This is a genomic window from Lentibacillus kimchii, from assembly GCF_042666895.1.
GTDB classification, from domain to species: Bacteria; Bacillota; Bacilli; order Bacillales; family Amphibacillaceae; genus Lentibacillus; species Lentibacillus kimchii.
Genome location: NZ_JBHTGR010000056.1, coordinates 77,035 through 92,452, shown reverse-complemented (window position 1 = coordinate 92,452; position 15,418 = coordinate 77,035). Strand labels below are relative to the sequence as shown.

Annotated in this window: 13 protein-coding genes and 1 riboswitch; of the genes, 6 read left to right on the top strand and 7 right to left on the bottom strand. The window is 46.0% G+C overall.

Annotated features, from left to right (window positions below):
- The first annotated feature begins 169 nt into the window (after nucleotides 1–169).
- Nucleotides 170–979 (top strand): LysM peptidoglycan-binding and 3D domain-containing protein, encoded by an 810-nt coding sequence (locus ACFQU8_RS12055; protein ID WP_382360462.1) that lies wholly within the window; start codon nucleotides 170–172, stop codon nucleotides 977–979.
- 49 nt (nucleotides 980–1,028) lie between these two features.
- Here ACFQU8_RS12055 and ACFQU8_RS12050 read toward each other — a convergent pair whose 3' ends face one another.
- Entirely contained in the window at nucleotides 1,029–1,184 is a 156-nt protein-coding gene (locus ACFQU8_RS12050; protein WP_382360459.1) for a hypothetical protein, read from the bottom strand.
- 222 nt (nucleotides 1,185–1,406) lie between these two features.
- On the opposite strand from ACFQU8_RS12050, the gene ACFQU8_RS12045 reads away from it, so the two are divergent.
- Together ACFQU8_RS12045 and ACFQU8_RS12040 are read left to right on the top strand one after the other, a co-directional pair.
- Entirely contained in the window at nucleotides 1,407–2,597 is a 1,191-nt protein-coding gene (locus tag ACFQU8_RS12045) for a glycine C-acetyltransferase (protein WP_382360456.1), read from the top strand.
- 130 nt (nucleotides 2,598–2,727) lie between these two features.
- Nucleotides 2,728–3,666 (top strand): NAD-dependent epimerase/dehydratase family protein, encoded by a 939-nt coding sequence (locus tag ACFQU8_RS12040; RefSeq protein WP_382360453.1) that lies wholly within the window; start codon nucleotides 2,728–2,730, stop codon nucleotides 3,664–3,666.
- A 53-nt stretch (nucleotides 3,667–3,719) separates the two neighbouring features.
- On the opposite strand, the gene ACFQU8_RS12035 is transcribed toward ACFQU8_RS12040, so the two are convergent.
- From ACFQU8_RS12035 to ACFQU8_RS12020, 4 genes are all read right to left on the bottom strand, one after another.
- Entirely contained in the window at nucleotides 3,720–5,345 is a 1,626-nt protein-coding gene (locus ACFQU8_RS12035) for an ABC-F family ATP-binding cassette domain-containing protein (protein ID WP_382360450.1), read from the bottom strand.
- 66 nt (nucleotides 5,346–5,411) lie between these two features.
- The gene (locus ACFQU8_RS12030; RefSeq protein ID WP_382360447.1) at nucleotides 5,412–6,041 is read right to left on the bottom strand and encodes a YpmS family protein; all 630 of its coding nucleotides are present in this window, start codon (nucleotides 6,039–6,041) and stop codon (nucleotides 5,412–5,414) included.
- A 12-nt stretch (nucleotides 6,042–6,053) separates the two neighbouring features.
- On the bottom strand, nucleotides 6,054–6,971 hold the full coding sequence (locus ACFQU8_RS12025; RefSeq protein ID WP_382360444.1) for a GDSL-type esterase/lipase family protein: 918 nt from the start codon (nucleotides 6,969–6,971) through the stop codon (nucleotides 6,054–6,056).
- Nucleotides 6,972–7,191: 220 nt separating this feature from the next.
- Entirely contained in the window at nucleotides 7,192–8,940 is a 1,749-nt protein-coding gene (locus ACFQU8_RS12020) for a PLP-dependent aspartate aminotransferase family protein (protein WP_382360441.1), read from the bottom strand.
- Nucleotides 8,941–9,060: 120 nt separating this feature from the next.
- A riboswitch (SAM riboswitch) is annotated at nucleotides 9,061–9,180 on the bottom strand.
- A gap of 320 nt (nucleotides 9,181–9,500) precedes the next feature.
- Between ACFQU8_RS12020 and cls the strand changes: the two genes are divergently transcribed.
- From cls to ACFQU8_RS12005, 3 genes are all read left to right on the top strand, one after another.
- Nucleotides 9,501–10,943 carry a cardiolipin synthase gene (cls, locus tag ACFQU8_RS12015; RefSeq protein WP_382360438.1) on the top strand — a complete coding sequence of 481 codons (1,443 nt, stop codon included), beginning with the start codon at nucleotides 9,501–9,503 and terminating at the stop codon, nucleotides 10,941–10,943.
- 70 nt (nucleotides 10,944–11,013) lie between these two features.
- The gene (locus tag ACFQU8_RS12010; RefSeq protein WP_382360435.1) at nucleotides 11,014–11,535 is read left to right on the top strand and encodes an acyl-CoA thioesterase; all 522 of its coding nucleotides are present in this window, start codon (nucleotides 11,014–11,016) and stop codon (nucleotides 11,533–11,535) included.
- A 144-nt stretch (nucleotides 11,536–11,679) separates the two neighbouring features.
- Nucleotides 11,680–12,924, top strand: a complete 1,245-nt coding sequence (locus ACFQU8_RS12005; RefSeq protein WP_382360432.1) for an aminopeptidase — start codon at nucleotides 11,680–11,682, stop codon at nucleotides 12,922–12,924.
- 171 nt (nucleotides 12,925–13,095) lie between these two features.
- On the opposite strand, the gene recQ is transcribed toward ACFQU8_RS12005, so the two are convergent.
- Both recQ and ACFQU8_RS11995 read right to left on the bottom strand, forming a co-directional pair.
- A complete protein-coding gene (recQ, locus tag ACFQU8_RS12000) occupies nucleotides 13,096–15,087 on the bottom strand; it encodes a DNA helicase RecQ (protein WP_382360580.1) in 1,992 nt (663 codons plus the stop codon).
- 12 nt (nucleotides 15,088–15,099) lie between these two features.
- On the bottom strand, nucleotides 15,100–15,246 hold the full coding sequence (locus tag ACFQU8_RS11995; RefSeq protein WP_382360429.1) for a hypothetical protein: 147 nt from the start codon (nucleotides 15,244–15,246) through the stop codon (nucleotides 15,100–15,102).
- Between the last annotated feature and the right edge of the window lie 172 nt (nucleotides 15,247–15,418).

Here is a 15,418-nt window from a genome sequence, read left to right as displayed (position 1 = left end):
TGAGATCGAACTGAAATGTTTTTGGGACTTTTACAATCAATCTATGATTCATGTAATATTTTAGCATTCATTTGGCAACCCTTGTAACAGACTCTTAATTGACCTGTAACTGCACACCCCATGGCCGTGTGTTAATATAGGCAATGCAAATTCAAAGGAGGGACTACCAATGAAAAAAATGGTAGCTTCAATCGCTACAGGCGTCATATTAGCAGGCGCGACAATGACAACTGCTTCTGCAGCAGACTACGATGTTGAAAAAGGAGACAACCTTTGGGGCATCGCCCAGGATCACGATACAACTGTGAATGAACTCGTCGACATAAATGATCTTAAAACAACGATTATCCAGCCTAAACAGACTCTGAATATCAATGAAGATAACGAGACTTATACGGTTGAGAAAGGTGACACATTATACGCCATCAGCCATGAATTTGATGTAACGGTTGCTGATCTGAAAGAATGGAATGATCTTGATTCTGACATTATTCAGATTGGGCAGGGTCTTCATATCAATGGCACTGCTGTGAATCAGGATGAGGAAGTCAAGTCAGCCAGCACAAATCAAAATGCATCCGCTCAGACAAATGAAACTGAGCAGGCGCAAGCAAGTAAATCAGACAAAACAAAAGATAATCAGAAATCATCACAGAGTAATCAGAAATCATCACAGAATAAACCCGACGGTAAAACCGTTTCGGTAACAGCAACAGCCTACACCGCTGACTGTGACGGCTGCTCAGGTATTACGGCAACGGGTGTTAATTTGAATGCCAATCCGAATAAAAAAGTCATAGCTGTTGATCCAGATGTTATTCCCTTAGGAACAGAGGTTTATGTTGAAGGCTATGGCCGTGCCACAGCTGCAGATACGGGTGGCGCTATTAACGGCAACAAAATTGATGTCCACGTTGCTTCTGAAAGTAAAGCCAATAACTGGGGCGTTCAAAACGTTAATGTAACGATTCTTAATTAATTGAAATACACTGAATGCAGAGGGAGCACCTAAATCGGTGCCCCTCTTTTTACATTTTATCTGTTATAACTGTCTGGCTGTCTTGTTCTGCCATGTTCCCATTGTCATCTGCCTTACCCTCATCATCGTCCAGCGTTTGCGAATAACCGGTAATACCAAATCCGAGAATCATAATGAAAAATAATGATAGTAAAACCTGCTTCATAAAAGGGGTATTCCTCTCCTTATCGATTTGCCTGCTTTTATTATAGTAAACTAGTCAGCAAAATACGAATAATCATAACAGGTAAATTATGGAATTATTTAGATGGCCTCATAACAGGTGACATACCAAAGTGCAGCCTGATGTGTTAAACTTGTCTTAGGAATATGATAAGCTAATGACTGGAAACGGAAACAATGCTTACACATGAGGAGGAAACCATAAATGACTAGCAATCGATTACAATCGTTCTTACAGGACAACATTGCTGATTTAAAGGAACGTGGTCTGTACAATGAAATCGACCCATTAGAGGGAGCCAATGGGCCAACGGTTGAAATTGATGGCAAACAAATGATTAACTTGTCGTCTAATAACTACTTAGGTCTGGCTACCGATGACCGGTTAAAGAAAGCTGCCAAAGAGGCTGTTGATTCACATGGTGCCGGCGCTGGAGCTGTCCGTACGATTAACGGTACACTGGATCTGCACCTGGAGCTGGAGAAGAAACTGGCTGAATTTAAAGGAACAGAAGCGGTTATTTCCTATCAGTCTGGTTTTAATGCTAATATTGCAGCGATTCCAGCTGTCATGGATAAACATGATGCGATACTGTCTGATGCATTGAACCATGCATCAATTATTGATGGCTGCCGGCAGTCTAAAGCAAAAATTATCGCCTTTAATCATTCTGATATGGACGACCTGCGTGAAAAGGCACGTGAAGCGGTTGAGTCCGGTGCTTATAATAAAATTATGGTTGTTACGGATGGTGTCTTTTCTATGGACGGTGATATTGCGAAGCTGCCGGAAATTGTTGGGATTGCTGAGGAGTTTGATCTGATCACCTATGTAGATGACGCGCACGGATCCGGCGTACTCGGCAAAGGTGCTGGAACCGTGAAACATTTTGGATTGCAGGATAAAGTTGATTTTCAGATGGGGACTCTGTCCAAGGCAATTGGCGTTATCGGCGGCTATGTTGCCGGCAAATCCGAACTGATCGACTGGCTGAAAGTTCGCTCCCGTCCGTTCCTGTTCTCCACAGCTGTGTCACCAGCTGATGCTGCTGCCAGTACAAAGGCGGTTGAGATTCTGATGACATCATCCGATTTGAATGAAAAGTTGTGGGCGAACAGTGATTACTTGAAGAGTGGATTAAAACAGCTCGGGTTCGACACTGGAAGCAGTGAGACACCAATCACGCCATGTATTATTGGTGATGAAAAAGCAACGCAAGCCTTCAGTAAGCGCCTGAATGAAGAAGGCATTTATGCGAAAGCCATTGTCTTCCCAACAGTACCACAAGGAAAAGGGCGCGTGCGCAATATGCCAACGGCCGCCCATACGCAGGCTATGCTGGATGAAGCACTGACTGCCTATGAAAAAATTGGCAAGGAACTGGAAATCATTTAATATTTTCAGTCAATGATAAAGCCGGAATCCCGGGATGCTGTCTAACCTTTCCGGGATTCTGTTATGACCAGTGACATATGCCCCGTAATCTACCGCGGCATGAGGAGACCAAACAGCTGGAGGAAAAAACATGAAAAAGATCTTAGTGACTGGTGCAATGGGCCAAATTGGTTCAGAACTGGTCAGAACACTACGCCAACATTATGGTACATCAAACGTTATCGCCTCAGATCTGAGACAAAGTGAAACAGACGAGGGGCCATTTGAAATGGTCGATGTCACCGATGAAAAAGCCATCTATGAAGCTGCTAATAAGCATCATGTAGACACCATTATGCATTTGGCGGCCTTGTTGTCGGCTAAAGCAGAAGAACAGCCGAAATTTGCCTGGAACCTGAACATGGGCGGCCTTTTAAATGCCCTGGAAGTAGCGCGCAAATTAAATCTGCAATTTTTCACGCCGAGCTCGATTGGTGCTTTCGGACCGACAACGCCTAAGCAAAAGACGCCGCAGGAAACGATTATGCGTCCGACGACGATGTATGGTGTTAATAAAGTAGCCGGCGAATTGCTGTGCAACTACTACTATGAGCATTATGGTGTTGACACACGGGGTGTGCGGTACCCTGGGTTGATTTCGCATGGCACACCGCCTGGTGGCGGGACAACTGATTATGCAGTTGACATTTACCATAAGGCCCTGAGTCATAAGCGTTATACGTCTTATATCGCACAAGGGACATATATGGATATGATGTATATGCCGGATGCGCTGAACGCGATCATGAAGCTGATGGAAGCTGATCCGGCTAAACTGCTGCACCGCAATGCTTATAATATTTCTGCGATTTCCGCCGCGCCAGAGGATTTTGCAAGATCCATTCAAAAGCAGATTCCGGATTTTGAATTGGCGTATGACGTTGATCCAGCGCGGCAAGAAATTGCTGAAAGCTGGCCGGATCAATTGGATTCATCGGCTGCCGAAGCTGAATGGGGTTTCAAAGCTGATTATGATATTGACCGCATGACTGCTGATATGCTGGCTAAACTCCGGACCAAACAGGATTGAAAAAAACGTTCCCTGAAATGTTCAGGGAACGTTTTTTAATGAATTGATGGTTCTTAAACGGCCTCATACATGGCTTCAACTTTTTCCTGCAGATCTTTATCGGCCACATACTCATCATAGGACATTTCTCTATCAATAATGCCCTGAGGTGTAATTTCAATGAGCCGGTTAGCGATTGTCTCGATAAATTCGTGGTCATGTGATGTGAATAGCACTGATCCTTTAAATCGCTTCAGCCCATTATTCAATGACGTGATTGATTCCAGGTCAAGGTGGTTGGTTGGTTCATCGAGTACCAGCACATTAGCACCTGAAAGCATCATTTTCGACAGCATACAGCGAACCCGCTCACCGCCGGATAAGACATTCGCTTTTTTCAGTGCCTGATCGCCTGAAAACAGCATGCGGCCGAGAAATCCCCGTAAAAAGGTTTCTGTTTCATCTTCTGGTGAATATTGCCGCAGCCACTCAACAAGCGGGAGATCATTGCCGTCAAAATAGGCAGCATTATCTTTAGGGAAATAGGACTGCGATGTTGTTATGCCCCACTTATACGTACCGGCATCCGGTTCCATATTGCCCATAATTATCTCAAATAGTGTTGTGTTGGCGACATCATCTTTGCCGATAAACGCAACTTTATCATCTTTGCCCAGGGTGAAACTGACATTATCCAGTACTTTTCGGCCGTTAATCGTTTTCGTTAAGCCTTCGACAAATAACAGGTCATTGCCAATTTCCCGGTCGGGTGTAAAGTTAATATAGGGATACCGCCGTGATGATGGTTTAATATCATCCAGTGTGATGCTGTCGAGCATCTTTTTCCGGGATGTGGCTTGTCTTGATTTCGACCGGTTAGCACTAAAGCGCTCGATAAACGCTTTAAGGTCTTTAATCTTTTCTTCTTTCTTTTTATTTTCTTCCTGTGCCATTTTTTTCGCCAGTTGGCTTGATTCATACCAGAAGTCATAGTTGCCGACATAGATTTCAATTTTGCCATAGTCAACATCCGCGATGTGTGTGCATACCTTATTAAGGAAGTGGCGGTCATGCGATACGACAATCACGGTGTTTTCGGATTGAATCAGGAATTCTTCCAGCCACTGAATGGCGTGAATGTCCAGACCGTTCGTTGGTTCGTCCAGAAGTAAAATATCCGGATTTCCAAAGAGTGCTTGTGCCAGCAATACTTTAACTTTCTGGGCTTCCGACAAATCCGCCATCTGTGCTGAATGATAGGACTCCTCAAGACCAAGTCCTTTCAATAGAACGGCTGCGTCGGCTTCTGCCTCCCAGCCGTTCATTTCAGCAAATTCGCCTTCCAGCTCGGCAGCACGGATGCCATCGTCTTCCGAAAAGTCCGGCTTCATGTAGAGGGCGTCTTTTTCCTGTTTAACCTCGTATAACCGCTCATGTCCCATAATCACGGTTTCCATAACATTGTAGTCTTCATAAGCAAAGTGATCCTGTTTTAAGACGGCAATCCGCTCATCGGGTCCTGTCGAGACAGTTCCAGACTGCGGGTCCTCATCACCGGACAGAACACGCAAAAACGTGGACTTGCCTGTTCCGTTCGCACCGATGACACCGTAGCAGTTGCCGGGTGTGAACTTCAGATTGACCTCTTCAAACAATTTTTTATCCGCATATCGCAAACTCACATTATTAACCGATATCATGCATTAACGTCCTCCAATTCTTTTCATTACTGTCAGCTTAAGTTATTTCATATGTTTCGTCAACGTTCATTGCGCGTTGTAAGCTGCCTGTTTAATTCCCAGAGAGCGGTAGGGCACTTCAATATTAAAGGCAATATTGTCAGCTTCCAGATCAATTTGCTTAACGCTTATATGGAAGTTGCTTTTGATGTCCATATCGGTTACCGCGACATAAATTTCTTCTTCGGCAGGATTAACCGTTACCCACTCCGGCATTGGCAAGTACTTTTCCAGGTATTCCATGATCTTCTTGTTCGGCAGTGCCAGTTTCCCAATTGAAATTGATTTCTGTTTAAGCGTAATATCACCATTTTTCTGCACAATTGGTTCAAGGTGCACCGATAGCGGAACAGTAGTGGAAAATACGGGCAGTTCACCGGCCAGCTCAACATCTTTATCCAGTGAGACGTGATATTGGTGACCATCGCCTTTTAAAAGTTTTTCCAAATAGGCGTTAATCAGTTGATCTAAATTTTGTTTCGTTGTACGCACAACGAATTCCGAACGGAGCTGGGTATGGTGATCAGCCGGATCGGGCTCTTCCGTTTCAGATACTGGCCAGAAGATTAGAATGGCAATACACGCAAGGGCCAGAACGTTTACCCCAAGCAGCAGAAAAAACCAGCGTCTCCATTTATGCACTTTTTGTTTTGACACGGCACACCCCCCTTAGTCGTCAATTATATGATTCAGTACCCGTTTGGCCATCCGCTGATAACCCTCATGGCTGGGATGGAAATTATCATCGGCGAATAGATCAGTATTTCCGGATGCGAACAGGTCGTCAATCGGAATAAATGCTGCCTGATCGTATTCTTCCGTTATATTCTGTCCTGTTTCATTCCAGTCATCAACGATCATGTCAAGTTCATCAATAGAGTCAAAATAATGCTCAAACGGATTATAAATACCTATTAAATAAATGGCGGCGTCTTGATTTAGATCATGAATGTTATTGAAAATGCGTTGCAGCCGGTGTTTGTACGCTTGTTTAGCCGGCTTAAACTGCTCTATGTGCAAGTCGGTTACGTTTTCTTTAACAACCTGCATAATATCATTAGCACCGATTGTCACCAGCACCATATCGGCATGTTTAATTGAATCCGTGATTTTAGGCTGGCTGAGGCGCTCCAGCAACTGGTCTGAGCGATTGCCGCGTTTGCCGAAGTTGGCAAACGACATGATGTTTTTATTTTTATTAATTTGATTGTCTAAAATCCCCACATAACCGCCATCCACAACATCATCACCGACACCCTGGGTCAGTGAGTCGCCAACAGCGGTTACGTATGTTTTCTTATCTTTAAATAAATCCAGTGTCCGCTTGATGGTGTCATTTAAAAATTCCTTGAGTCCAGTGGCGGGTTCTTCCGATTCCTTGTTTATAGGCACGTCTTTCTGGGAAGCAGCGTTTGCCTGCCTGTCGCTGTCATGATTCGTTTGCTCATTAGCAGCATCATCTTTATGCTGCTGGCTCGCCTGATCATTCGTCTGTTGATCTGGGCTTGATGATTCAGAAAAAATTAAAAAACCAGCAAGAGCCACAAGCAAGACGCCTGCTATCGTCAGCACATACTTTTTTGTCATGTTTTACACCTGTCGTCCTTTGTCACGTAATCAGCACGTTTCATCGTAGAATGGCAACCCTTTACTTTGCAAGCTATAGCTTTTAGCATTTTTCATCTTTATGTTCTCTTCTATTATAGCATATTCACGCTTGTATCAGCCCTATAAAAAACAGGTTTAAACATTAAAATTCGCCCTCGAACTGAAGGCGAATTTTAAAATCATAGTCTCGTGTGAGCACTCAGGTGTGTACCATTTCTTCGGCGGGATTATGATGCCGCAGCCGATAAGCCTCCTCATATGCCCGTCTGCCGGAAATGACCGTAAGACCGGATGTGCGTGCCCGTTCAAGCGATTGATCGTAATGGGCGGCTGGCTGTTCCGTCCAGAGTATCGCTGTTTTCTGCTCGATGGCCTGTTCAGTTATTTCTGGCGGCAGTGTGTGCTGATTCGTCAGGATGGCATCCACCTGGTAAGGGGAAGCGTCTAAGCTTTCAGAGGTGCCGCTGTCCTCTGTACCAATCGGGACAATCTGAAAGCCGGATTGTTTCAGCTGGCTGACATCTTCAGCAAAACGATCATCCCCTGAGTTCAGTCCAAAAACGGCGATGGTTTTAGGCCGTACTGTCCCATTTGTCCGGTCGAAAGGTGAGTGAAGCAGCCATCTGATCGCGTCATCTTCGGTTGGCTGGATGGCAGCTGGCCGCCCGGAGGCTTTCGCAATGGCCTGATCCAGATCAGCCAAAATATCCTGTGTTGCTTCAAGGCCAACTGACAAGCGAACTAATTCTTCCGTTACACCGCTTTGCGTCAGTTCATCTGTACTTAACTGCTGGTGAGTGGTTGAGGCCGGGTGAATGATCAGCGACTTCGCATCGCCTACGTTGGCAACATGGGACCAGAGCGTCACATTGTCAATTAGCTCCTGGCCGACTTTTCGTCCCCCTTCAACGCCAAATGTAATGATAGAGCCGTAACCACTGTCTAAATATTTATTGGCCAATTGATGCGAGGGGTGCCCCGGATGTCCTGGGTAATTTACCCATTCAACGGCTGGGTGGCTGTTCAGAAAATCTGCTACAACAGCAGCATTTGCGTTATGACGTTCGACCCTCAAGTGCAGTGTTTCCAGGCCCTGCAGCAATAAAAAAGCATTTTGCGGGCTCAAACAGGCACCAATATCACGTAATAGCTGGACACGCAATTTCATGGCAAACGCTGCCGGACTTAGATCGGCATAACGCAGACCATTATAGCTGTCATCTGGTTCTGTGAATTCGGGGAAGTTGCCATTATCCCATTGAAAACGTCCGCCATCGATAACGACACCTGCAATTGCCGTGCCGTGACCGCCAATCCATTTAGTGGCTGAATGGACGACAACATCAGCACCCCAGCTGATAGGCCGCGTCCCGTAAGGTGTAGCGAATGTATTATCAATGATAAGCGGGATCCCGTTTCGGTGTGCTATCGCGGCAATGGTCTCCACATCCAATATGTTCAGGCCTGGATTGGTAATAATTTCGCCGAAAAAGGCTTTTGTATTGGCGGTGATGGCTTTTTCGAAAGCGGCTGGATCGGTTCCATCGACAAATGTGACATGGATGCCGTATCTGGGCAGGGTATTGGCGAACAAGTTGTGTGTCCCGCCGTACAGACTGCTGTCGGCGATAATCTCATCACCACTGCTGGCCAGGTTTAAAATCGACAGTGTAATGGCAGCCATGCCGGAAGCAACGGCAACAGCTGCTGAGCCATCCTCCAAAAGAGCCATTCGCTGCTCGAAAGCATCGACGGTGGGGTTCATCATACGTGAGTAGATATTACCCTCTTCGGTCAGGCCGAAGAGATTGTGTGCGTGCTCCGTGTCGTCAAAAACATAGGATGTTGTCTGATGAATCGGGACCGCTCGCGCCCCTGTTTCTGGATCGGGTTTCTGCCCTCCGTGAAGTAATTGAGTCTCTTGACTGTACAGGTTGAATGGTGTCATTGGAATTCCTCCTTTGAAAATGATTGCGGGCTTTCTTAGCCAATTGGCATCATCATTCCGTTAACCAGGAAAAGAAAACCTCCTTCAGAAAAGAAGGAGGCTGACATAGCGCTAATCCTTCTCTTATCTGTCAGAATCTGCTCTAGTCTGCAGGATTTAGCACCTTTCAAAGTCATATCGCCGGACTTGATGGTTGCCGGGTTTCATTGGGCCTGGTCCCTCCACCGCTCGCAATAAGAGATTTTAATTTTTATTAATTAACTGAATATTATAGATGACCTGGTGGGCGTTCGTCAAGTTGTTTTTAAAATTTTATCGCTGGGTATATCATTTAGTGAGAGATGTCAACTATATGTATCTCAGCTGGGAGGTGAAATGGTGCTTAATCAGGCAGTTTTATAAAGTTATTCCAGAGACTTTCACCTAGTATCTGGCTAAGAGGTTATACGGTTTATGACAAAAGGGCAAATTAACAGCACATCCAGCTTGGCTCTAACGTATGAAGGAAAATTATGCTATATTATGGATAGTGGCCATATGCTGAAGAGGGGTTTTAACAAGTGAACATTATATCATTCTTTCTAGGCTTGATCCTTGTTTTGAACATTGCCCTGGCTTTTACGGTTATCTTTCTGGAACGAAAAGATGCGTCCACAACATGGGCCTGGCTAATGGTCCTTTTGTTCATTCCGATACTTGGATTTATTTTATATTTAATTTTCGGCAGACGGATCAGTGGCCAGCATATCTTTACATGGGATACCAAAGCCAGACTAGGGGTGAAATTTGCTGTCCAAAAACAGCTGCGAGCACTGGAAAACGGCACGTTCCATTTTAAAAATGATGCGTTGGCTGATTATAAAGATCTGTATTATTTGCATCTGCGCAATGATGATGCGATTTTGACACAAAATAATGATGTTAAGATCTTTACAGATGGCGCGAAAAAATTTCAGACCCTTATGCAGGACATGGAACAGGCGACGGATCATATTCATCTGCAGTATTATATTCTCCGCAATGACTGGCTTGGTGAGCGGACAGCCAAAATACTTATCCGAAAGGCGCGGCAAGGGCTGGAAGTGCGCGTTCTTTACGATGATATGGGGTCACGGAAAATTAACCGGAACTTCTTGCGGCGACTGAAACAAGAGGGGGTCATGATTGAATCTTTTTTTCCGCCGAAAATCCCTAAAGTCAATTTAAAAATTAATTACCGCAACCACCGCAAACTGGCTATCATTGATGGTGCAATCGGTTATATTGGCGGGTTTAACATCGGTGATGAATACCTCGGTTATAATCGCAGGTTCGGCTTTTGGCGGGACACGCATCTGCGGGTCGTCGGCAATGCAGTTGAGAATATGCAGACCCGGTTCATTCTGGACTGGAACCAGGCTTCGCGCAATCATATCATGTATGATGAGCGCTATTTCACGCCTAAGGCTGGTGGTGACATCGGGATGCAGATTGTTTCAAGCGGGCCTGATTCAGACTGGGAGCAAATTAAAAACGGCTATATTAAAATGATCATGTCGGCAAAAGAGTATATCTGCATCCAGACGCCCTACTTTATTCCTGATGACAGTCTGCAGGATGCACTCAGGATTGCAACCCTGTCGGGGGTTAATGTCAAACTTATGATTCCAAATAAGCCTGATCACCCATTTGTATACTGGGCTACATTCTCTTATATCGGAGATCTGTTGAATGCAGGGGCACAGGTTTATATTTATCAAAATGGTTTTCTGCACGCGAAAACATTGATTGTTGATGGCAAAATTGCATCAGTCGGCACAGCCAATATTGATGTGCGCAGTTTTCGCCTGAATTTCGAGGTGAACGCTTTTATGTATAATCAGGGCGTGTCTCAGGAATTATTGGATGCTTTTTACCGGGATATGGCGCGCTCAACCCAAATGACCCGAACACTGTACCAGAACCGCTCGCTTGGCATTCGGTTTAAAGAGTCCATAGCCCGTTTGCTCTCCCCCGTTTTATAAGTATTAGCGCTATAATCGTGCTACAATGGGGGAGAATACTTATGAAACAAGAAGAATTGGAGGCAACATTATGGAGTCAAAACCATGCAAAAATTCATTAGCTGTTAAAACATCACACGTGCTGCCGCCGGACACGAATAACCATGGTACATTATTTGGCGGTAAGCTAATGGCGCATATTGATGACGTTGCAGCCATATCGGCTGTCAGACACGCACGCAAACCTGTTGTAACGGCATCAACTGATTCGGTTGATTTTCTGGCACCGGTTAAAGAAACGGATTCCGTATGCGTGGAGGCATTTGTTACATGGACACACCACACGTCAATGGAAGTGTTTGCTAAAACCGTGAAGGAAGATTTGTTAACAGGTGAGCGTGAGGTGTGCACGACCGCATTTCTGACGTATGTTGCGATTGAAGATGATGGCAAGCCGGCGCAGGTACCAGTTGTCTATCCGGAATCCGCTCAGGAAAAGCAATTGCACGAAGGGGCACCGGAACGTGCGGAAGAGCGGAAAAAGCGCCGTTCGCATTCCAAAGCGGTTGCAGCTGACTTTGGCACCGATTATCCGTGGAATGGCAACGCCTGATCAGGCCGTCACAACGCCATATTACTGGTGTTGTGGTTAATCAGGCCAGAGAAACGATATAATTTGCGAACAGTTAGATTATTTGGTAAATAACATTATTTATGACATAATAATAGTGATATCAATTTGTTTGGAGGTAATCATATGGTCGCTCGTGAAACAATGGAAAAATACGCGGATCTGGCGCTGAGAACCGGTGTTAATCTGCAGCAGAATCAGGCACTCATGATCAATGCACCGATTGAAGGGTCGGATTTTACACGTATTGTCGCCCGGAAAGCCTATGAGATGGGCGCGAAGAATGTACATATTAACTGGGCCGATGACGAGCTGACACGTCTGAAGTATGAAAATGCTCCGGATGAAGTGATCGGTCATGTTCCGGACTGGAAGGTTGACATGCAGGAATCATTTGCTGAAGATGGCGCCGCAGTGCTGTCCATTAAGGCCACCGATCCGGATCTGCTGAAAGGAATTGATTCAGCGCGTGTGGCAATGGCAAATAAAGCATCTGCTGAAGCCATGCAAAACTTCCGCCAATATACGATGAATGACCGGATTACGTGGTCAATCATCGCCATTCCAACGGGGGACTGGGCACAAAAGGTATTTCCGGGTAAATCCCGTGAGGAAGCAGTCGCAAGTCTTTGGGATGCCATTGTCTCGATTGTCCGGGTTGACAAGGACGATCCCGTAGCAGCTTGGCGGGAGCATAATCAAACGCTGGAGACAGCCCGGGAGATTCTGAACCGGAAGCAATATCAGAAACTTATCTACAAGGCACCGGGAACAGATTTCGAAATTGCCTTGCCAAAAGGTCACCTGTGGAAAGGCGGATCAGCTGTATCGGAGCAGGGGACAACCTTTAATCCAAATATGCCGACTGAGGAAGTCTTCACGATGCCCCATAAATATGCCGTGAACGGCACGGTTTCCAATACGAAGCCGCTTAATTATGGCGGCAATGTGATTGACGGGTTCAGCCTGACCTTTAAAGACGGCAAAGTTGTTGATTTCCAGGCAGAACAGGGTGAAGAGACCCTGAAGCATTTGCTTGATACCGATGAGGGCTCGCGCCGTTTGGGTGAAGTTGCACTCGTACCGGATGAATCACCGGTATCCCAGTCAGGCCTGATTTTTTACAATACGCTGTTTGATGAGAATGCATCCTGTCATATTGCGCTTGGCAAAGCCTATCCGACCAATTTGGAAGGTGGCTCCGGCATGACGAACGAGGAGCTTGATCAGCATGGTGTGAATGACAGTTTAAGCCATGTGGACTTTATGATCGGCTCAGATCAGCTGGATATTGATGGCGTTCTGGAAGACGGCACGACTGAGGCTGTTTTTCGCAACGGAACATGGGCCATAGACGTTACCGGCAAGTAAGCGGCTCCGGCTGCTGAGGAGGCTCACCAGCCGCCTGCGGAAAGCGGCGTCTATTTTAGGAGCGGTTAGTCGGATGAGCCATTTATTTGGGCTGTTTGGACTTGTGTTTGACAAAACACTCGTCCCAGCCCTTTTTTAATGACTTTTAACGATTGTGGACATACAACCTGCTTACATAAAACCATTTTTAACCAGAACGGCTTTAATCGTTGTATAGTCATAGGTATCTGAAAGCATTTCTTTTAATGGTTTCAGTTTTGGCTCGTCAGTATTATGGCGGGCAGTTAAAATGGCCGCTTCTGCATCGGTGTTGAAAAATATCTCCCAGGCAATGGGATGGCCATCTTTAAAGGCCTTGAACAGGTGACTTTCAACCGTCTGGGATGTCATGTCCCGGATGAGCGCAATTTCCTGAATAGATTTACCCGACTGAAACATCGTATAGCTGATCACGTGACTTGGCCGCTCGTCAGCCTGCTTTTCCTGTTTGGGCGGCGACGGCTGATGGCTCGTCACTCTGACAGGTTTTTTCACGTCGGGATGCGTCTTAAGCCACGCTTGAACGGCTTCCAGAAATGCTTCTCCGTATTGTTCATATTTCTTATCGCCGACACCCTTAATTGTCAGCATAGCCTCTTTCGTTTCTGGTAAATAGCGGCTTATCTCTTTGAGCGTTGCATCGTTAAACAGCACGTACGGGGGAACGCCTTGCTCGTCCGCCATTGTCCGCCGCAGGTTTCGTAATGAGGCAAACAAATCCTCCTGATAATCAGCCTGTTCGCGTTCGGGAATAGGCGCGGTATACATGAAGACCGGATGTTTTCCTGTCAGCACATCAACCGAATACTGATTTAATTGCAATGTCGGGTATTTGCCGTCACGGGTGGCCAGTAAACGTTCAGCGACCAGGAATTGAATCCTTTCCGCAATGGCTTTTTCGGTATAAGCGGACAGAATGCCAAAGGTGGAGAGTTTCGTTAAGCCGAATTGGCGGATCCGGTTGTCGCGGGACCCCTTCAGCACTTTGGCCGTCATGCTTATGCCAAAACGCTCATCCATGCGTTTAACGCAGGATAGAATCATTTGCGCTTCTTCTGTGATGTCGACGCGCTCCTGCAGCTGACGGCAGTTGCTGCAGCGTCCGCAGTTTTTTCCGCCGGACACCTCGTCATGAAAATAATCAAGGATATAATCGGTCAGGCATCCTTGTGTATGACAATAGTTAATCATCGCCTGCAGCTTTTGGTATTCGTGCTGTTTTTTCTCATCGTCGAGCACGGATTGTTCAATTAAAAACTTTTGCAGCTGCACATCCTGCGGGGAAAATAATAGAATACAATCGCTGTGATCGCCATCACGGCCTGCTCTGCCTGCTTCCTGATAGTAGGCCTCAATCGTCATCGGCATGGCGTAATGAATGATGAAACGTACATCGGGTTTATCAATGCCCATACCAAATGCGTTGGTGGCAATCATGATGGTCTTGTCATCATGGATAAAGGCAGCTTGTGCTTGTTTGCGTTCATCTTCTGTCAGGCCGGCATGGTATTTAGCAACTGAGAACCCGCGTTTTTCCAATTGGTCTTTCAGTGTATCGGCCTGTTTGCGTGTGGCTGTGTAAATGATACCGGACTCTTCGGGATGCTCCGTCAGAAATGACTGAACATACGTTGGTTTATTCTTTCCCTTAACGATATGAAACGCCAGATTGTCGCGTTCAAATCCCGTTTTGATAACGTGTTCGCTGTCAATCTGTAATAATGTCTGGATATCGGCGATAACATCGCTTGTCGCCGTTGCCGTTAAGGCTGTGGTGACTGGAATGTTGGGGAGTTGCTGCAAATTCGGTATAATCGACCGGTAACTGGGACGGAAATCATGTCCCCACTCGGAAATGCAGTGGGCTTCATCAAACGCAACCAGCGCGATCGGAATCTGTTTTATGGCGGCCATGAAGCGCCCAGACTCAAATCGTTCGGGTGCGGCGTATACAAATTTGTATCTGCCAGCTTCAATATCAGCAAGGCGCGTCTTCTGTTCGCTGGCAGACAGGGAGCTGTTTATATAGGTTGCCGCGATGCCCTGAGCCTGTAATGCATCGACCTGGTCCTTCATTAGGGAAATGAGCGGCGATATAATAATGGCGGTGCCCTCATGTGCCAGTCCAGGGATTTGTTAGCAGAGAGATTTGCCTCCGCCCGTCGGCATCACGGCTAATGTGTTGTGGTTAGTGATAATGGAATCAATTGTCTGTTTTTGGCCGTTTCGGAATGTATCATAGCCAAAGTAGGTTTTTAATAGATAGTCAGGTTGTTTTGTCAAAACGTCAATGCCCCCTCTGGGAGGTTTGCCCGGCAGACTGATCCGGGCGCAATTCAGTCTGCCGAAAGCCCACACATAATCTGTTCTCCAGCTTAACATACCGTTTATGGCAGTGCCTATTAGAAAAACACCGCACTCAGCTGATCCAGCACCGTCACAAGCTGTATTGCGG